Source organism: Limosilactobacillus antri DSM 16041 (assembly GCF_000160835.1).
GTDB lineage: Bacteria > Bacillota > Bacilli > Lactobacillales > Lactobacillaceae > Limosilactobacillus > Limosilactobacillus antri.
Genome location: NZ_GG700736.1, coordinates 21,486 through 39,755 on the forward strand (window position 1 = coordinate 21,486; position 18,270 = coordinate 39,755).

General features: G+C 47.3%; 23 protein-coding genes and 3 pseudogenes. 11 read left to right on the forward strand and 15 right to left on the reverse strand.

The window, feature by feature from the left end; genetic code table 11:
• The 10 genes and pseudogenes from HMPREF0494_RS11425 to HMPREF0494_RS08825 form a co-directional block, all read left to right on the forward strand.
• Positions 1 to 219 (forward strand): hypothetical protein (locus tag HMPREF0494_RS11425; protein WP_204365261.1); only part of this gene is annotated, 219 nt, incomplete at its 5' end.
• 296 nt (positions 220 to 515) lie between these two features.
• Positions 516 to 767, forward strand: coding sequence for a CRISPR-associated endonuclease Cas1 (locus tag HMPREF0494_RS08790; RefSeq protein ID WP_007124604.1), 252 nt, complete (start codon positions 516 to 518; stop codon positions 765 to 767).
• Positions 768 to 894: 127 nt separating this feature from the next.
• Entirely contained in the window at positions 895 to 1,599 is a 705-nt protein-coding gene (locus HMPREF0494_RS08795; protein WP_007124605.1) for an NUDIX hydrolase, read from the forward strand.
• Positions 1,600 to 1,714: 115 nt separating this feature from the next.
• On the forward strand, positions 1,715 to 3,154 hold the full coding sequence (locus HMPREF0494_RS08800) for a nicotinate phosphoribosyltransferase (protein ID WP_007124606.1): 1,440 nt from the start codon (positions 1,715 to 1,717) through the stop codon (positions 3,152 to 3,154).
• A 1-nt stretch (position 3,155) separates the two neighbouring features.
• Positions 3,156 to 3,704 (forward strand): cysteine hydrolase family protein, encoded by a 549-nt coding sequence (locus tag HMPREF0494_RS08805; RefSeq protein ID WP_003712348.1) that lies wholly within the window; start codon positions 3,156 to 3,158, stop codon positions 3,702 to 3,704.
• Positions 3,705 to 4,031: 327 nt separating this feature from the next.
• Positions 4,032 to 4,630, forward strand: a pseudogene (locus HMPREF0494_RS08810) (transposase).
• Positions 4,618 to 5,508: an IS3 family transposase gene (locus HMPREF0494_RS08815; RefSeq protein ID WP_040459012.1), complete on the forward strand. Its 891-nt coding sequence runs from the start codon at positions 4,618 to 4,620 to the stop codon at positions 5,506 to 5,508. Before HMPREF0494_RS08810 ends, HMPREF0494_RS08815 begins: the two are co-directional and overlap by 13 nt.
• A gap of 85 nt (positions 5,509 to 5,593) precedes the next feature.
• Positions 5,594 to 5,818: pseudogene (locus HMPREF0494_RS11070) on the forward strand (helix-turn-helix domain-containing protein); the annotation flags it as partial.
• Positions 5,808 to 6,038, forward strand: a pseudogene (locus HMPREF0494_RS08820) (ROK family protein); the annotation flags it as partial. The pseudogenes HMPREF0494_RS11070 and HMPREF0494_RS08820, both read left to right, overlap by 11 nt.
• A 23-nt stretch (positions 6,039 to 6,061) precedes the next feature.
• Positions 6,062 to 6,325, forward strand: a complete 264-nt coding sequence (locus HMPREF0494_RS08825) for a SemiSWEET family transporter (protein WP_007124610.1) — start codon at positions 6,062 to 6,064, stop codon at positions 6,323 to 6,325.
• 171 nt (positions 6,326 to 6,496) lie between these two features.
• Here HMPREF0494_RS08825 and HMPREF0494_RS08830 read toward each other — a convergent pair whose 3' ends face one another.
• From HMPREF0494_RS08830 to fabZ (HMPREF0494_RS08895), 14 genes are all read right to left on the reverse strand, one after another.
• The gene (locus HMPREF0494_RS08830; RefSeq protein ID WP_244858944.1) at positions 6,497 to 7,216 is read right to left on the reverse strand and encodes a biotin--[acetyl-CoA-carboxylase] ligase; all 720 of its coding nucleotides are present in this window, start codon (positions 7,214 to 7,216) and stop codon (positions 6,497 to 6,499) included.
• Between the two features lie 77 nt (positions 7,217 to 7,293).
• On the reverse strand, positions 7,294 to 8,058 hold the full coding sequence (fabI, locus tag HMPREF0494_RS08835) for an enoyl-ACP reductase FabI (protein ID WP_148466455.1): 765 nt from the start codon (positions 8,056 to 8,058) through the stop codon (positions 7,294 to 7,296).
• 17 nt (positions 8,059 to 8,075) lie between these two features.
• Positions 8,076 to 8,861, reverse strand: coding sequence for an acetyl-CoA carboxylase carboxyltransferase subunit alpha (gene accA, locus HMPREF0494_RS08840; RefSeq protein ID WP_007124613.1), 786 nt, complete (start codon positions 8,859 to 8,861; stop codon positions 8,076 to 8,078).
• Positions 8,851 to 9,687 (reverse strand): acetyl-CoA carboxylase, carboxyltransferase subunit beta, encoded by an 837-nt coding sequence (gene accD, locus HMPREF0494_RS08845; protein ID WP_003715878.1) that lies wholly within the window; start codon positions 9,685 to 9,687, stop codon positions 8,851 to 8,853. Before accD ends, accA begins: the two co-directional genes overlap by 11 nt.
• Positions 9,665 to 11,056, reverse strand: a complete 1,392-nt coding sequence (gene accC, locus HMPREF0494_RS08850; RefSeq protein ID WP_007124614.1) for an acetyl-CoA carboxylase biotin carboxylase subunit — start codon at positions 11,054 to 11,056, stop codon at positions 9,665 to 9,667. The genes accD and accC overlap by 23 nt, the downstream gene beginning before the upstream one ends.
• 14 nt (positions 11,057 to 11,070) lie before the next feature.
• Positions 11,071 to 11,505 carry a 3-hydroxyacyl-ACP dehydratase FabZ gene (gene fabZ, locus HMPREF0494_RS08855; RefSeq protein WP_007124615.1) on the reverse strand — a complete coding sequence of 145 codons (435 nt, stop codon included), beginning with the start codon at positions 11,503 to 11,505 and terminating at the stop codon, positions 11,071 to 11,073.
• Position 11,506: 1 nt separating this feature from the next.
• A complete protein-coding gene (gene accB / locus HMPREF0494_RS08860; protein WP_007124616.1) occupies positions 11,507 to 11,950 on the reverse strand; it encodes an acetyl-CoA carboxylase biotin carboxyl carrier protein in 444 nt (147 codons plus the stop codon).
• Positions 11,951 to 11,957: 7 nt separating this feature from the next.
• Entirely contained in the window at positions 11,958 to 13,190 is a 1,233-nt protein-coding gene (fabF, locus tag HMPREF0494_RS08865; protein ID WP_007124617.1) for a beta-ketoacyl-ACP synthase II, read from the reverse strand.
• A 10-nt stretch (positions 13,191 to 13,200) separates the two neighbouring features.
• On the reverse strand, positions 13,201 to 13,932 hold the full coding sequence (locus tag HMPREF0494_RS08870; RefSeq protein ID WP_003715883.1) for a 3-oxoacyl-ACP reductase family protein: 732 nt from the start codon (positions 13,930 to 13,932) through the stop codon (positions 13,201 to 13,203).
• A complete protein-coding gene (locus HMPREF0494_RS08875) occupies positions 13,923 to 14,852 on the reverse strand; it encodes an ACP S-malonyltransferase (RefSeq protein WP_003715856.1) in 930 nt (309 codons plus the stop codon). Before HMPREF0494_RS08875 ends, HMPREF0494_RS08870 begins: the two co-directional genes overlap by 10 nt.
• The gene (locus HMPREF0494_RS08880) at positions 14,852 to 15,103 is read right to left on the reverse strand and encodes an acyl carrier protein (RefSeq protein WP_003714208.1); all 252 of its coding nucleotides are present in this window, start codon (positions 15,101 to 15,103) and stop codon (positions 14,852 to 14,854) included. Before HMPREF0494_RS08880 ends, HMPREF0494_RS08875 begins: the two co-directional genes overlap by 1 nt.
• A gap of 33 nt (positions 15,104 to 15,136) precedes the next feature.
• Positions 15,137 to 16,102 carry a beta-ketoacyl-ACP synthase III gene (locus tag HMPREF0494_RS08885; protein WP_003715867.1) on the reverse strand — a complete coding sequence of 322 codons (966 nt, stop codon included), beginning with the start codon at positions 16,100 to 16,102 and terminating at the stop codon, positions 15,137 to 15,139.
• Positions 16,103 to 16,120: 18 nt separating this feature from the next.
• On the reverse strand, positions 16,121 to 16,561 hold the full coding sequence (locus HMPREF0494_RS08890) for a MarR family winged helix-turn-helix transcriptional regulator (protein WP_040459014.1): 441 nt from the start codon (positions 16,559 to 16,561) through the stop codon (positions 16,121 to 16,123).
• A gap of 76 nt (positions 16,562 to 16,637) precedes the next feature.
• Positions 16,638 to 17,084: a 3-hydroxyacyl-ACP dehydratase FabZ gene (gene fabZ / locus HMPREF0494_RS08895; protein WP_003715868.1), complete on the reverse strand. Its 447-nt coding sequence runs from the start codon at positions 17,082 to 17,084 to the stop codon at positions 16,638 to 16,640.
• 336 nt (positions 17,085 to 17,420) lie between these two features.
• On the opposite strand from fabZ (HMPREF0494_RS08895), the gene HMPREF0494_RS11265 reads away from it, so the two are divergent.
• Positions 17,421 to 17,639: a hypothetical protein gene (locus HMPREF0494_RS11265; protein WP_003715892.1), complete on the forward strand. Its 219-nt coding sequence runs from the start codon at positions 17,421 to 17,423 to the stop codon at positions 17,637 to 17,639.
• A gap of 210 nt (positions 17,640 to 17,849) precedes the next feature.
• Here the strand turns inward: HMPREF0494_RS11265 and HMPREF0494_RS08905 are convergent.
• Positions 17,850 to 18,270: recombinase family protein (locus HMPREF0494_RS08905; RefSeq protein ID WP_007124622.1), on the reverse strand; the 421-nt coding region annotated here is incomplete at its 5' end.

The following is an 18,270-nucleotide window of genomic DNA, read 5'->3' on the forward strand; positions in this document are numbered from 1 at the left end:
TTCCCGTCATGGGGGGGTCGTGATCGGTCTGACCATCATCGCCGGGATCGTCGCCGCCATCTTCGGCATCAAATCCTGGCCAACACCCTCCAGGGAATGGTGGGCCTGCGAAGCCTGTACACCGATGAAGTCGTGGACTCCCACCAGATCATGATGATGAACGACTACATGCCCACGAAGGTCAACGACCTTTACAAGGCCTTGCTTTCCCTGGGATAGGCCCAATCCGGCCTTCCCCTTCCACCCGCCGTCTTCGTCGCGCCGGGTGGATTTTTGTTTTCATTTCTAATCTCCGCTAGAAGGAGACGTAGTAAAAAGCGAGAGCGTGTATCGAAATCCTTGGATTTAAATACACGCTCTCTTTAGATTTAGGGGCCAAGAAAGCTCGTTGCAGTAGACCAGACATATAATTTATAATTGACGTATAGGTTATATTCGAGAGAAAGAAATTAACACCAAATGAAATAGTAGGATGTTGATTTATCGGCAGGTCCTTACTTCGGGAGGGGTAAAGGGTGAAGAATATAGTTTATGTGGAGAATGAATGTTTTGTTGGTGTCACTAAAGAAGGACTAAAATTTTCAAATATCAAGATAAAGGAAAAGAAATGTCTGGCCTTTGATGATATTGGTACATTGGTGTTTGATAATAGAAAGTGTTATCTATCGGAGCGAGTGATTGAATATTGCATTCTCAATCACATTGGGATTTTATTCTGTGACCGAAGCCACTCTCCTTTAGAAATGATCGAGACCACCTACAATTAGGAACACCGCTATGAACGCTTGAAAAAGCAACTAACCTTAACGTGATTTAAAGCAACTGGGCAATTAATAGTGGCCGAGAAATGCTAAAATAGAGTTGGGTTAACAATTATGAAGGGAGGAGCGTCAATTGGATATTGAAATTATTGCCCGGCCATTGGTGACCATCACCAACGTCATTTGGAGTTTTAATACTGAATTACACCGACCACAATTACTATTGATTAAGCGGGCAGATGAACCTCTAAAGGGACATTGGGCCCTCCCCGAAACCCTCTTGCGGAGTAAAGAGAGTGCCGACGCGGCCTGCATTCGTCTAATTGACGATAAAATTGGCCTGCAAGTTCCGATGAATTCAACCGAACAACTGGCCACCTTTACAGATCCCAAGCGGGTTACGGGAACTCGGGCACTGGCACTCGCCTATATGACCTATTTACCATCAACCCCAAAATTGCATCCAGGGTATGGGGCCACAGATGCCCAATGGTTCGTGCTTGATAAAGATCAGGGCAACTATGTGATCACCCATGACCAACAGGAGATTATCCTAAGTCCCGCCGGTCACCTGGCTTTCGATCATATTCAAATCATTACCACCGCCATTAATCGGATTAAAAACAAGCTGGACTATCAACCCCAAATTCTTCGGATCTTAGGTAATACCTTTACCCTGCGCCAAGCGCGCGAAGTCTTTGCGGCTTTCTTAGGTACGACAATTGACAAGATTGATAATTCCAACTTTAAGAAAACTCACAACCACCTCTTCAAAGAAGTCGGGGCCGCCACTTTGAACCATTCTGGGCGGCCACCAAAGCTCTACCAACTTAACTAAAGGGCATCATTTGCATTTTGCTGCAAAGTATTTATACTAGACGTAAATAAAAGTCAACCATACCTTTATTTTTAGCTAAATTAAAGTAATTTTTACTTAAAAGGAAGCATTTAAGATGAATCTACAACTATTAACCGACTTATATGAATTTTCCATGGCCAATGGGTACTACGCTACCCTACCCCATGATCGACAAGCTCGCTTCGACGTCTTTTACCGCCGGGTTCCCGACAACGGTAGTTTTGTCATTGTCGCTGGTCTCCAGCAAGTGGTAGAACAAGTTCAAAATTGGCATTTCACTAAGGAGAATATTGAATACCTGACCTCCCTGAATGAATTTACTCCCGAGTTTTTGGATTACCTGAGCAAGATTAAAAATCACTGCTCGATTAAGGCTTTACCAGAAGGAACCCCTGTTTTCCCACGGGAACCAATTATTTCAATTAGTGGACCGTTGATTGAAGCCCAGCTGTTAGAAACCTTTATTCTAAACATCATTAACCATCAATCATTAATTGCGACGAAGTCTTGGCAAATCAACCATGCCGCTCAAGGCCGACCAATTATGGAATTTGGCGCGCGGCGGGCGCAGGGCCCTGATGCCGCCACGTATGGGGCGCGAGCCGCGGTGATCGGCGGTTGTACCAGCACGTCGAACTTACAAGCAGCCAGTCAATTTAATATTCCCGCGGCCGGCACAATGGCACATGCCTGGGTCGAAAGCTTCTCTGATGAATTAAGTGCCTTTCAAGCTTGGGCCAAGGTTTATCCTGACAAAGTTTCCTTGCTCGTTGATACTTATGATGTCTTGAAGTCAGGAGTGCCGAACGCGATTCGGGTCTTCAAGCAAGTTAGCGCTCAAGGGCACCAACCAGTCGGGATCAGGATCGATTCCGGTGACATTTCGCAATTAGCCATCAAAGCCCGGAAGATGCTCGATGATGCTGGCTTCCCCAAGGCAAAGATTACAGCTTCAAATGCCCTTGATGCGCATGTAGTTAAGTCGTTTTTGGATGAAGGAGCTCCAATTGATAACTTTGGGATTGGGGAACGTTTAATTACCAGTTCCTCCAGTCCGGTATTAAGTGGCGTTTATAAGCTCGCCGAAGAAAAGATTAATGATCAATGGATCCCAAAAATTAAGGTTAGTGATAGCAGAGAAAAGATCACCCTGCCTGGTAATAAGCAAGTTTACCGGATTTACCGGCAAGATAACCTTCATCAAGCGATCGCCGATGTGATTGCCCTGGCTGATGAGCACATCACGGCTCCATTGAAAGTGGTTAATGCTAATTCGGCAGCCACGCACGCCAGCCAAGTTCTGACTAACTTTAATGCTAAGCCATTGATGCAAGAATATCTGGGTTCCAATGCTTCCCCAATCGAAAATGATCTCTTTAAGATTCAGCAATTCTCAATGGATCAAGTGGCAGAATTACCAGAAGCCACAAAACGGTTAGTTAACCCCGATCGGTACCCAGTTTACTTAACAGCTACATTGGCTGAATTGCAAGAACAGTTAATTACTAAAGCTCAATTTACGGAGGAACATTAAGATGGCTAAAGCGCTCTTAATTATTGACTATACAAATGACTTTGTGGCTGATAAGGGATCACTAACGGTTGGCAAGCCAGCGCAGACGTTGGCTCCAGAAATTATGCGGTTAGCCGATCAATTCTTAAGCCAGCATGATTATGTGATCTTTCCCACTGATGGTCACCGGCTTAATGACCCATTCAATCCAGAAACCAAACTATATCCAGCCCATAATATTATTGGGACGACCGGTCAGAAACTATACGGCCAAGTCGGCAGCTGGTTTGATCAACATCATGACGATTCCCATGTCTACAAATTCAATAAGAACCGTTACTCCTCCTTCCAAAACACCAATTTGGATAACTACCTGCGGGAACGGCGGATTGATGAAGTCTGGATTGCTGGTGTTTGCACTGATATTTGTGTCCTCCACACCGCAATCAGTGCCTACAACCTGGATTACCACATTGTGATTCCACAAGCAGCCGTGGCTACGTTTTCACCAGCTGGTGCTGAATGGGCGATGAATCATTTTAAAAACGTATTAGGGGCCACAATTCGATAATTCACTTTCAAATGATTATCAAAAAAACCACGAATTAATTACAAAAAATTCCCTTTGCTAAATGCATTGGGAATTTTTCTTTTGGCGTTACCTTTCTAGGGTAAAAGGTAACATTTTATTTTCAAATACAATCTTGAAAATAAAATTTAATGGTTGGCTATAATCCCCCTTAGAATGACACTTTTATTATTTCAAGTGTCATTCTAAGGGGGTTTTTGTATCTCGAACTATTCAACAATGGACAAATTGAAGCTCCTAGCTGGTTATCAGGAATCAGAAGCAGGACTTAAGGTCTATGCCAATATAAATTCGGTGAATCAAGCAACAATAACGCGATGGATTAAACGATTCCTTCTTCATGGCTTAGCTGGGGTTCGCCACCGCACTTCTAATCATCGTTACTCACTAGTCACTAAAGTGAATGCGGTTAAAGATTATCAAGCTGGCGTTACCGGTCAAGAAGTCCTTCAGAAATATGATATTCGGAGTATATCTCAACTAAAACAGTGGTCGATCCAGTACAATAATGCTGAACTACAGACAACGTCTAGAAAGCGAGTCAGAAAAATGGGTCGAAAAGTTAGTTTTGAAGAGAAGAAGCAGATCGTCCAGTGGATCATTGATCATGATAATGATTATCAGGCAGCAAAGATTCAATTTGACGTTTCCTATCAACGGGTCTATTCATGGGTCCGCAAATAACGGGAAGTAGGTGATTGGGAGGTACTACGGGATAACCGGGGTCATCGTAAACCGTCAAAAGCGCCTGAAGAAATGGATCAAATTGAGCGTCTAGAGGCGGAGAACAAAGAACTAAAGCAGAAAAATTATGAAATGAGGTTACAGATTGAATTCGCAAAAAAATTAGTCGAAATACGCAATCGGGGGTGAACAAGCCGGACGATATCAAGCGATTCAAGAATTAGTTGCGGAAGGATCAAATTCAGTTACTGAGCTAACTAAGATTGCCAATGTCTCACGAAAGTCATACTATCAGTGGCTTAAGAGGCCTCTAAGTCAGCGAGAGATCGATGATCAAGCTATTTTAGAGGCTATCTATCAGATTGAAGAACGTCATCAACACTGTGCCGGCTACCGGAAGGTAACGGTAATTTTGAATAATGAGAACCAAAAAAACCAGGAGGTCAAGGAATACACCTTTGATTTCTCCTTCCGGATAAACATTAAACGTGTCCGTCGGATTATGCGCGAACACGGAATTCGAGCAGATATTCGACAGAAGAATCATAATCGGAAACAAGAGCAGGAGCAGATTAAGGCAGAAAACCTTTTGAATTGCCAATTCAAGCAGACTGAACCGAACAAGGTTTGGGTAACCGATACTTCAGAGTTCACATACGGTAAGAATAATAAGGTTCGACTGCATGCAGTGTTAGATCTGTACGGATCTTATCCGCTTAGTCACCTAGTATCGCCAACGGAAACAGCAGAAGCAGCAGTTACTGTCTTTAAACAGGCCGAAGAGAAAGCAGGAGCGTTCGCGCCAATGGTTCACACTGATCGTGGAGCGGCCTATACATCACAACAATTCAATAATTATCTAAGCAGTCGAAATAGCGTTCATAGCTTATCTGCACCGGGAACACCCAGGGATAACGCTGTAATCGAGCATTTTTGGAGTGACTTCAAGTATGTATGGCTAGCCCATCAACCACACGCGGAACCCTTAGCTGAATTAGTGGATCAAATTGATCGAGGCTTTGAATACTTTACTAAAATCGAAATTTCAAGCAAACGAAATAACCTCACTGCAGAAGATTTCCGCAATGAGGCTATAGCATAATTTTTTATTTTTTCAGGTGTTACCTTGACAGGACCCAGTGCCGAATATGTTTAACGACCAAATCAAACAATTCGAGGTATCCGGTATGAGCTATAAACATCTTACTATAAAAGAACGTGAAATGCTTATGTTTTTACGAGCTAAGGGGTTATCTATCCGGGCTGTTGCGTTACGGCTGGGGCGAAATCCAAGCACTATTTCACGAGAATTAAAACGTTGTGTAGGTAATTATTCCCCAAGCAAAGCAGAAAATGACTATCATCAAAAGCGGCAGAATTGTCATAAGAGGCAGCAGCCAGCAAGCGGCCCTTGATACCACCTTGATGTTCCGACCTGATCAGATCGTCTTTGGTGGTGGCGTCGTCAGTGAAGACTTTCTGAAGAAGGTTCGGCGCGAATTCAAAAAATTACTGAACAACTATGTCGATGTGGGCAACGTCGATGAATACATTACGATGCCACTGGCCCAGCACAATGGTTCTGCCACAATCGGGGACTTTGCATTGGCCTTGAAGGCTGCAACAAATTGATTTAGAAAGAGAGGGAACAATTCATGAAGGAAACTAAATTTATCCGGGTTTTGAGCGTAATTGCGAGTGTCATTGCTGTCTGCATGTATGTTTCGTATATTCCACAGATCATCAACAACCTTCATGGCGCCTATTGTGCACCACTACAACCGTTTGTTGCAGGCCTGAATTGTACCCTCTGGTCAATCTATGCCTGGTTTAAGAGCGAACGGGATTGGGCTGTATTTGTGGCTAATTTCCCTGGGATCTTTTTCGGGTTCATCACGTTCTTTACCGCCTTACACTAAAAAAGATATTTACTATAAAACATCCATACATAAGTGCTTGCTTTTTAAGCAACAGTAGGGAAGGCGAGACAGAACTAGTTTACTAGTTCGTTTTCGAATCCCCGTAAGCATGAAGGGGCCTCCAGCGTTTGAACGCTGGAGGCCCTTTTGTGTGTTACTCCATGTTTCTGCTTAAAAAATTATCTTGGTGACATCCCCGCTTGCTAGATGGTGAAACCGGTGCTGGTCGTCTTCGATCACTAGCCTAGCGTGGTCATCAATAGTTATGACTGTGCCAAGAATGACAGTGTGGTTCATGACTACCCGGACACAGTGACCAATCAATAGGGAATGCGCACGGTAATCCGTCAATAATCGTCCATCCTGATAGTGAAAAATGGTGTAAGTGAGCTGGTCGAGAAGGGCGGCCGCCAGCCGGTTGCGATCAACCGACCCGTTGGGATCGATGGCCCGGGCTACGGATTGTAACTTGGTAGGAAAGGTTGTGGTGGTCAGGTTAATGCCAATGCCGAGCACGCAGCAGGACTGATCAAGTGCTGGGCAAAAAATTAGTTCGTTCAAGATTCCAGCAACCTTTTGCTGTTCGATGTATAGGTCATTGACCCACTTTAGCCGAAAGTCATGGTACGGATAGAAGGTATGGAGGGCCCGGCGGATTGCTACGGCAACGCCGGTAGTAAAAAGGCCGATGTTAGCCAGTTGTGGGCTAAGTCGTGGTGGTAGGACCAGACTGAAGTAGAGCCCAGTGTTCTTGGGGGCGTAAAAAGGCCGGCCTCCCTTGCCGTAGGCCGCGGTCTGCTGGTCAGCAAAGAAGGCGATTGATTTATTTGGCCGTTGGTTTTTGACGTAGTGACGGGCTAGTAATTGGGTTGAGGGGGTAGTTGCTTTCACGATCACCTGACCGTTAAAGCGTGAACAAAAAAGACTTATCGCGCGTGTTGATAAGTCCTTGCTTTTAGGTATATTCATCAAATAAGGTGCACTCCCTTATCAACATAAATGACGTCACCGACGACACCGGTTGATAGGTCGCTCATTAAAAATGCGCAGGTGTTACCGATCTGCTCCACGGTTACACTATTACCATCGGCTGTCCGGTCCTCTGACATCTTCAACAGCTCACCATGACCCTTAATTCCCGTGACGGCCAGGGTCTTGATGGCCCCCGCCGAAATGGCATTGACGCGTACACCGGCCGGCCCCAGATCACGGGCTAGGTAACGAACACTGGCTTCTAGGGCGGCCTTGGCAATCCCCATCACGTTATAGTTTGGAATGGCCCGTTCTGATCCAAAGTAGGTTAGGGTCACGATACTAGCGGGATTCGTCAGCAGCTTAAACTGACTGGCTGCCTTTGCCACGGCGATCAGTGAATATGATGAAATGTCCTGAGCCAGGGCATAGCCGTCACGACTGGCGTTAAGAATAGACCCGCCCAGCTCATCCTTCTTGGCATAAGCAACGGCGTGAACAATTCCATCAACGGTGCCGAACCGTTGATGGATGGTTGAAAATGCGTCCTGGATACTGTTATCGTCGGCAACATCACACTCGACCAGGTTGTCCGTTGCCTTGACGAGACGGCTAACGCTACGCTTGAGCCGCTCGTTTTGGTAAGTGTAGATAATTGTTGCTCCCTGGGCCGCCATTGCTTGGGCACATCCCCAGGCAATGGAGTGTTTATTTGCCACACCCATTACAATAATCTTTTTGTCTGTTAAAATTCCTGCCAATTTAAAACTAACCTCCATTAAAATTGTCGATAACGATCATGTCGCTGCCGTAGTAAGTCAGTGGTGCTTAATTTTTGCAGGTGGGAAATTTCCTGTTGGAGAATTTTGTCAATGTTGCTAAGCACCGCGGCATGGTCGGTGGGTTCTTCAATGATGCCATCAATGACCTTCTTGCGGAGCAGGTCTTCGGGAATCAGCTGCATAATTGCGGCAGCCTCATCGGCACGACTGCTGTCCTTCCAGAGGATTGAAGCAAAGCCCTCCGGCGAGAGGATGGAATAGGTACTATTTTCCAACATCCAAATCTGGTCACCGCAGGCCAGGGCAAGAGCTCCTCCGCTGCCTCCTTCACCAAGAATAATCGTGATGATTGGAGTCGGGACCTGACTGATTTCCAACAGGTTTTGTGCGATTGCCGCCCCCTGACCATGTTCCTCCGCTGATTGTCCCGGATAGGCGCCGGGAGTATTAACGAGGCAGATGACGGGGCGGTGGAACTTGGCCGCCTGTTTGATCAGCCGTAAAGACTTGCGATAGCCTGCCGGAGTGAGGCAGCCGAAATGTTTGGCAATCCGCTCGGCAGCTGATTGTCCCCGGTCAGTCGTGATCACGGTCACAGGCAGATCATGAAATAGGCCTATGCCACCGATGATGGCGGGATCGTCTTCACCGAGGCGATCACCATGCAGCTCCGTAAAGTGGTTGATCAATGAGTGGATAATCTCGGGTCCTGTAACCTTATGCAGATCGCGGGCCGCTGCCACAACTTGTCCAGCTTGTCTTTTCACTTTGCTACCCTCCATACTTTAATAACCATTGCAGGGCTGATTTCTCTTCCTGCCGTTCCACGATCCGATCAATGAAACCATTTTTCAGCAGCGTTTCTGCATCCTGCAGGTCCTTGGGTATCCGCCGATGCATGATTTGTTCAATCACCCGGCGCCCCGCAAAGCCGACTAAGGAGTGAGGTTCGGCCAGGATGATATCTCCTTGCATGGCAAAGCTGGCCGTGACCCCACCGGTGGTGGGATCGGTCAAGACGGTAATGTAAAGCAGCCCTGCCGTAGAATGTTCCTTGATGGCCGTACTGATCTTGGCCATTTGCATTAAGGACAAGATGCCTTCCTGCATTCGAGCACCGCCAGAAGCCGTAAACAATATGACAGGGAGCCGGTCTTGGGTAGCCCGTTCAAATAGGCGGGTGATCTTTTCCCCAGTAACTGTTCCGAGGGACCCCATGATGAAGTAGGGATCCATAATTCCTAGTCCAAAGTGCTGGTCGCCAATCTGGGCAGTTCCGGTAAGTACAGAGTCATTTAATGTCGTTTTCTGCCGACAGGTCGCAAGCTTTTGCTGGTAGTCGGGGAAGTTCAGCGGATCCTGGCTCAACAGGTCCTGATCAGTTTCGGTAAAGTCGTCGACTAACCAAGCAAGCCGTTGCCGGGCACCAATTCGAAAGCCAAAGTGGCAATGAGGACAAGTGTTGTACTGGTCAAGGTGCTTAGTGATGATTGCTGTTCCGCACTTTGGGCACTTTTGCCAAAGTCCATCTGGCACCTTAGCATCTGCCTGCTGGTCGGCCTTTATGTGGTGGGCACTGAGCGTATTATTTTGATCGTACAGGTTCATCTTGACTTATCCTTTCTTTCCAAAGAGGTAGGAACTGTTTTTCAAGATAAGCAGTTGAAAACTGGCCGCTAATAAAAGTCGGATCGGTGAGCAGGGCCTGTTGAAAGGTCTGATTGGTATTGATTCCGACAATGACCATTTCGTTCAATAACCGCTTAATCTTTTCGATTGCTTCTTCCCGGTTATGGCCGAGGGCGATGACCTTTGCAATCATGGAATCATAGAAGGGGGTGACGGTTGCGCCCTGGTAAAGGGCGGTATCGATCCGCATCCCAAGGTTGCCGACGGGCAGATAAAGGTACTTAACCTGGCCGGTCGAAGGAATAAAACCGTGTTCCGCATCCTCAGCGTTGATCCGACACTCGATTGCCGCGCCCTGCAATTGGATATCTGATTGGTCAAAGGGGAGGGGAGCACCAGCCGCTACCCTGACTTGAGCCTTGACGATATCGATACCAGTGACCATCTCGGTGACTGTGTGCTCAACTTGAATCCGGGTATTCATCTCCATGAAGTAGAAATGATGGTCCTGATCCATCAGAAATTCGAGAGTCCCAGTATTGAGATAGTCAATCCCATTGACTGCCCGGAGCGCGATCTGCCCCAGCTCTTTCCGCTCTGTGGGAGTGATTAGCTTGCAGGGGCTCTCTTCCAGGACCTTTTGCTTGTTAATCTGGAGCGAGCAGTCCCGTTCAGGGAAATAGACACTGTGGCCAAACCGGTCCCGGAAAATCTGCATCTCGATGTGCTTAACATTTTCCATGATCTTTTCGATATACATTTGGTCGTTATCGAAAGAAAGGCGGGCCTCACTCTGTGCTTCGTGAAAGACCGCCTTCATTTCCTGAGCATCCGTAACTCGGCGGATTCCCTTGCCACCGCCACCGGCAGCTGCCTTGATTAGAACTGGATAACCAATTCGATCGGCAACCTCGATGGCCTCGTTCACATTATTAATATAGATATCACTACCTGGGATGACTGGAACACCGATCTTTTTCATCTGTTGACGAGCATGTTCCTTATTACCCATCAGGTCGATCGTTTGGGCTTGAGGACCGATGAAGGTGATGCCACACTCCTGGCACATTTCGGCAAATTGACTATTTTCCGAAAGAAAGCCAAAGCCGGGATGGATTGCTTGGGCCCCCGTACCAACCGCGGCCGCCAGGATATTCTGCATGTTGAGATAAGAATCCTGGGGACGGGGACCGCCAACACAGACGGCCTCGTCCGCAAGCTGGACGTGGAGACTTTCGCGATCAACCGTGGAGTAGATGGCAACCGACTTGATTCCAAGTTCATGCAGTGAACGGATAATACGAACGGCGATTTCACCACGATTAGCAACTAAGACTTTTGTGAACATATGCGTCTCACATCCTAACCAATAAAGAATGTTAATTCGGCCGAACAAGCCCGTTCACCATCAACGGTGGCCTCGGCCTTGCCAATTCCAATGTTGTGACGAATCTTGGTCAAATGAACCGACAGCTTCATCGTGTCGCCAGGCCGAACAACTCGGCGAAATTTGGCAGACTGGATCCCGCCGAAGTAAGCGGTCTTTCCTTTAAATTGTGGGGCAGATAGCAAAGCCACCGCGCCAGTCTGGGCCAGTGATTCGACGATCAGTGCGCCTGGTAGGACTGGATTGTGCGGGAAGTGACCGTTGAAGACTTCTTCGTGAACAGTTACGTTACGCTTGGCAATGGCCATCTCCCCCGGGACCACTTCTTCGACCCGGTCAATCAATAGCATCGGGTAGCGGTGTGGGATAACTTGTTGGATCTTTTCAGACACCCAATTAACTTTTGTCATACTACTTTGCCTCCGTTATTGTGAAAAGAGACTGGTCACATTCAACCAGTTCGCCGTTATCAACGTCGATTGATGTGACGACCCCGTCGACATCGCTCTTAATCTCGGTCATCATTTTCATTGCTTCAACTACGCAGACGATATCTCCCTTATGGATATGCTGGCCGACCGTGACGTACGGTGGCTGCTTAGGCTTAGCCTGGAGATAGACCGTTCCGACGAGGGGGGCCTTGATCTGATGACGGTTGTCAGAAGCTGTGTCAGCCGTTGCGGAAGTCGTCGATCCAGTTTGATTGTTGACTGTCGCGGCGTCGGCAGTTGGCTGCTGGATTGATTGCTGATTTTTGCTTAGATATAAATGAAAATCATGATCGTCAATCTTTAATTCACGGGCCGAGGATTGCTCAAACTCATGTATTAATTTTTGCAGTTCATCAAATTGCAATTAATTGTTACCCCCATTTCCGAAAAGCGAGGACGGCGTTATGACCACCGAAGCCGAAGGAATTGCTTAGGGCATACTGGGCCTCTGGGGCCGCCTGATTATCCTCACTAACCAAATTAATATTGCATTCGGGATCCTGGTGGAAACAGCCCACGTTTTGGGGCAGTTGTCCCCGCTTTAAGGCGGCAACGGTAATCACAGCTTCAATGGCTCCTGCCGCACCGAGCAGGTGACCGGTCATCCCCTTGGTGGAACTGACCAGGACCTGGTTATCTGGTCCAAAAACCTTGTTGATAGCCAGGGACTCACCGCTGTCGTTGGCGTGGGTGGCTGTCCCGTGCGCGTTAATGTAGTCAACTGCCTGGGGCTGGATACCAGCCTCAGCAATGGCCTGTTGCATGGCCCGGGCAGCACCTTTTCCTTCAGGATCTGGTGCAGTAATGTGATATGCGTCCCCAGTTGTGCCGTAGCCGACCACTTCACCGAGAATACGGGCGCCGCGATGTTGGGCGTGTTCTAGGCTTTCAAGGACTAGGGTTCCAGCACCTTCGCCGAGTACAAAACCGTTCCGGTCGCGGTCGAAAGGCAGGGAGGCAGCTTGGGGATCAGTGCTCGTGGAGAGGGCACTGAGAGCTGCAAAGCCAGAAATCCCAATTTTGTTGACTGATGCCTCGGCTCCGCCAGCGATCATCACTGTAGCCCGGCCATCTTGAATTTGCCGGTAGGCTTCGCCAATGGCATTCGTTCCAGTCGCACAAGCGGTGGTAACGGAACTGCAGATGTTCTGAGCATCAAAGCGGATGGCAATGTTACCGGCAGCCATGTTTGAGATGGCCATCGGGACGAAGAGCGGTGATACCCGCCGGGGACCCTTGTCATGCATCTTGATAACTTGTTCCTGAATGGTGGTTAAACCACCAATCCCTGAGCCATAAATGACCCCCATTTCTTCGGGATTGGTGTTGTCGGCGTTGATGCCAGCCATCTCGACAGCTTCAGCCGCAGTTTGAACGGCGTACTGGGAATAAAGGTCCATCCGGCGAGCGGCTTTTTTACCAACCATGGCCCGCGGATCGAAATCGTCGATCTCCCCAGCCACCGTAATTCCGGTGTCATGGGCATCAAATTTACTAATTTTCTTAATTCCGACCTTACCTGCTAATGTGTTGGCAACAAAAGCGTCGAGGCCATTCCCATTGGGGGCGATTACGCCCATTCCAGTAATTACTACCCGATTCATTTTTTCACCTCTAAATGGTCATTCCGCCATCAACTACAATTGTCTGACCCGTAATGTAATCGTTCTGTGCCAGGAAAACGGCGGTTTGAGCGACCTCATTAACGGTACCGAAACGGTTGGCGGGAATTTGGTTGAGAATCTGTTGCTGAGCGCGGGATGAGAGTGCTGCGGTCATGTCGCTTTGAATCATTCCCGGAGCGATAGCGTTGCACCGGATTCCGCGAAGCGCCCCTTCCCGCGCGGTGGTCTTTGTCAGGCCGATGATCCCCGCTTTGCTAGCGGCGTAATTAGCTTGGCCGATATTACCATGAAGCCCGACTACGCTGGCGAGGTTGATGAAGCAACCGTGCTGTTGTTTGTACATCTTTTTAAGCAGGGCCTGAGTTAGCAAGAAAGGACTCCGAAGGTTGACGTTGATTACGGAATCAAAGTCGGCTTGATTCATGCTGACCAGCAACTTATCATTATTAATTCCGGCATTGTTAACTACGACATCGATTTGGCCGTATTGGTCCCAGGCGTCCTTGGCAAACTGCTTGAGGGCTGTCGGGTTTGCCAGGTCAGCCGTAAGAAAGGCGTACCTGGCATTGACTGCTGTCAGCCGGTCCTTGATGTCTTCGCCAAGGGGGTGTCGACCATGCAGAATGACCCGACTACCTGCTTTTGCAAAGGCTAGGGCTGTGGCTGCTCCGATGCCGCGTGTGCTCCCGGTAACGAGCACGACTTTATCTTTTAAATCCATTCCTGATGCTCCTTAACGTAATTTTCGTAATCCGTCATGGTAGCAATATTTGCCCGCTGAAGATTGCGATCAACCTGCCGAGCAAAGTGCGAAAGGGCCTTCCCCGGACCAATTTCGAGCGTCTGATCGATCTTTTCGTGGTCGATCAAGTATTGCAGATCCTCTCCAAAGTGGGTCGGGACGGCTAACTGTCGTTCCAAAATTTCGGAAAGGTTATCAGCGGTGAATGGGTAAACCGTCGTATTACTGATGACAGGAACCTGTGGTGTGGCAAAAGTGACCGTTGCTAGACGATCATGCATCTTTTGCCGTGCATTATTAAATAGTGGGGTATGAAAAGCCCCACTAACTCGCAGAATAACGATTTTCTTTGCTGCCTTGGCCGTCTTGAGCTGCGAAACAGCCGTTTTTAGTTCAGCAACAGGCCCCCCGATTACTAGTTGGTGGGGGGAGTTGTAATTGGCAACCTGTACTGCTGATGTGGCCAACACCTGGTTAACCACCTTTTCCTGGGGGTCAACCAGAGCGGCTAACCCACTAGCTTGGGCATCAGCGTCGGTCTGCATGTAACGGCCACGGTCAGCCAGCAGCTTAAAACCGTCTGCGGCCGAGACTGCCTTATCAGCTAACAGGGCGGCATATTCACCGAGCGAAAGGCCAACCATTCCAGCAACTGGCAGCTTCGGCAGGTCCCGGCGCAGCATTCGGTAAAGACCGTAGCTGACGGTTACCAGGGCTGGCTGTACGTTTGCTGTCTGGTCGAGTTCGCCATGTTCACTACGAAGGATCGTGGTGATGTCTAAACCAGTGGCGGCACTTGCTTCAGCGACCGTCTGGGCAAAGAGGGGATCGACCAGCAGATCAAGCCCCATCCCCGGTTTATGGGCACCCTGGCCGCTAAAAAGAATCCCGATTTTCATTAGTTATCCTTTGCGGCCAGTTGCTTGGCAACCAGGTCCACTACGTCGCTGATTGTTTCCGCCTTGGCGTTGTCGTCATCTAGTTCGATATCAAACTTGTCTTCCAGTTCGTTCATGATTTCGAAAACGTCCAGACTGTCCGCGTTCAGGTCGTTTTGAATGCTGGTGTCCATGCTAATTTTGTCTGCGTCAGTGTCCAATTCATCAGCAGCAATTGATTGAACAGTTTCAAAAATTTCTTCTTTAGTCACAATAAAAACCTCTCTTATATTTATTAATGTAATTTAGTATTTAATAATCATTGTTCCAACGGTCAGGCCACCACCAAAGCCACTAAGGACTACCAAGTCACCGCGACGAATTAGTCCTTGTCGGACACACTCGTCTAGAAGAATTGGTTCGCTAGCGGCTGAGGTGTTGCCGTATTGATCAATGTTGGTGGGAAACTTAGTCATCGGTTGAACCAGACGCCGGGCAACCTGTTGGATGATGCGTATATTGGCCTGATGAAGGATGAAACGATCCACTTGATCAGCGGTCAATCCAGCATTCTGTAAGGCCGTCTGAATTGATATTGGGACCGCATGGGTTGCAAACCGATATACGGCTCGTCCATTCATCTGAAAGGGACTCACGTCGGTAATGGTAGGGGGAAACTGGTGGTTAACCCGGGTCTGCCCAGCAACAAGCTGGTTACCGCGGTCCCCAAACGTAGCGAGGTGTTGACCCAACAGGTGGGGTTCTGGATCAGTCTCGATTAAGACACCTCCTGCCCCATCACCAAAAAGCACTGCGGTGGTCCGGTCCTGCCAGTTGGTGATCTTTGAGAGCACCTCACTGCCGATCACCATGACACGATGATATTCCGAACCGATGAAGCGACTGGCAATATCGAGAGCGTAGACGAAACCAGAACAGGCAGCTGAAACATCGAACGCTCGGGCAGCAGTTGCGCCTAAGAATCCTTGAACAATTGCCGCGGTCGATGGGGTATAGGAATCTGGTGACATGGTCGCAATAATGATCAGGTCAAGACTGGTTGGCGCCCAGTGAGCCTTGGCTAATAGCCGTTGGCCAACCTGAGTGGCGAGGTCCGCTGTATTTTCCCCTTGACTGATATGGCGTCGTCTAATTCCGGTCCGTGTTCGAATCCACTCGTCGGAAGTATCCATTATGGTACTTAACCGGTCGTTGGATACTGTCATTTGCGGTACATAGCTTGCCGTTGTAACGATTTGCCAATTATTCATGTGTTTCTTCCTTAAATTTTAAGAATTTTCTTCCAAGAAATCTTCCAGGTTGCGGAGAGCCTTGCGGATTGTCCGCTGCTCATCATCATTCATTCCCTTCAGGAAACGCTTGACCATCATGTTATGAAAGGCACGGTGAGCCCGGTAAAGGACCCGGCCCTTGTGAGTGAGACTCAAACGAATTATCCGCCGGTCTTCCTGGTCGCGGAAACGTTCAGCGTAACCCTTAGCAATCAACCGGTTAGCAGTTGCAGTCATCGTGCCAGGGGACAGGTGCATTTTTTTTGCGACCTGACTGGCAGTCTGGTGGTCATACATGGAGATTGCGTCAATTGCGTGCATCTCCTTGATGGTCAGATCGCTGAAGGTACTCTCCCGAAGCTTTTTCTCTTCGATCCATAAAATACCGTTATAAATCTTGATTAGGGCATGGTTAATTCTTTGATATTCATCCGCCATAATGTATTTCTCCTTTAGCTTTTTTGCTGTATCAAATATTTTCGCTTTCAAAATACATTATAGCCGAAATCATTCATCATAGCTTAGCGTCACGGTTAGCAACGATAAAAACTAATTCTGCGCTGCAAACGCGGTTGCCCGCTACCGTTGCTACCGCATCGACAATTCCCATCTGTCGGCGTTTCTTAACCATCTTGATGTGTAGCTTAAGAACGTCTCCAGGGCGGACCATTTGTCGGAACCTTCCATTGTGGATGGCGCCTAGGTAAGCCGTCTTTTTGAAGAATTCTGGCGATTTAAGAATTAAGATTGATGCTGCTTGGGCCAGTGTTTCAATAATCAGTACACCAGGCATCACTGGATTGCCGGGGAAGTGGCCCCGAAAGAAGGACTCGTTGATGGTCACGTTCTTTGTCGCTACAATCTCTTCGCCAGGAGTCAGTTCATCGACATAATCAATGTAACAAATCGGGTAACGATTCGGGATTAGGTCCATGATTTCTTGGGTGTCCATTATTGCCAATTACGTCACCTGCCTTGCAAAAGTATTTCGAATATCAAAATATTCTATAGTCAAATTATAATGAATTCATTTTGATTGTCAAACTATTTTTTGAAGATCGTGTTATTGTAATAGCGCGGTTAAATATTATAAGTGAGTTATAAATACTGATTTGATGGCATTCTTGAAGAAATTTCTAATTGGGCAAAATCTCTTAATTTTATTTTGATTAACAAAATAAATCTTGCAAAATTACTTCTGCAAAGCTGGTCTACTGTAAGAATTGAACCTTGCACTTGGTGACGCTGGTATGATACATTCAAAAAAATATTTTTGTGCTAATTGGGAGGAAAAGACGTGGCAAACAAGGAAAAACGTCAACAAAGTTCACGTGCGCAGCAATCACTTTTTAAACGACGGCGGTGGCTGATTTTGGGGAGCGTGATCATCGTAGCGATGGTCGGCATTAGTGTAGTTCACATGATGAATAAGGACAAACACCAAGCTCCTAAGTACCGTACAATGATATTTACTATCTCAATCAACCGTTCTTACATTCTCCTTACTTCGAATTAAGTCATCAATTAGTAAAACCGCTATTCCTAAAAAACTATGGTAAGAAGCACATTTTTTTGCATTCCGATTAATAAATGATACCACTCTAACATGATTCCCATCATTTTCTCAAAATAGTTTTGCTGCTTATAAAAAACGGTTTTTAATTTTGGTGTGTACCCCCAAAGTTGGAAATCAACTTTGGGGGTACACGTCACTGACATATAAGTCTCATCTTTTTATATTAAACTTTTTGCGATATCTGATAAAGGTTGTCCGTTTAATCCCAGTATTCCTAGCAACGTCCACGTCACTCATGCCTGCTTGATAAAGTTTAAAAGCATGTTGCAAGCGGGGATCGTCTTGGGTGTATTGGGGTTTGCGTCCATGATATTTACCCTGCTGCTTAGCTAAGGCAATCCCTTGCTGCTGGCGCTCAATAATTCGCTTACGTTCACTTTCGGCCTGATACTTATAGAGTTCAATAATCAAGTTGGTCATCAGTTGACGTAAATTTGGGTCAGCAATCCCTGTCATGGACGGCAAATTTAACACATCTAGGGTAGCCCCCTTATTTTGAATGGTGTTCATGATCTTAGTTAAATCCTGGTTGTTTCTGCCTAAGCGATCTAATTCAGTGACCAGGACAATA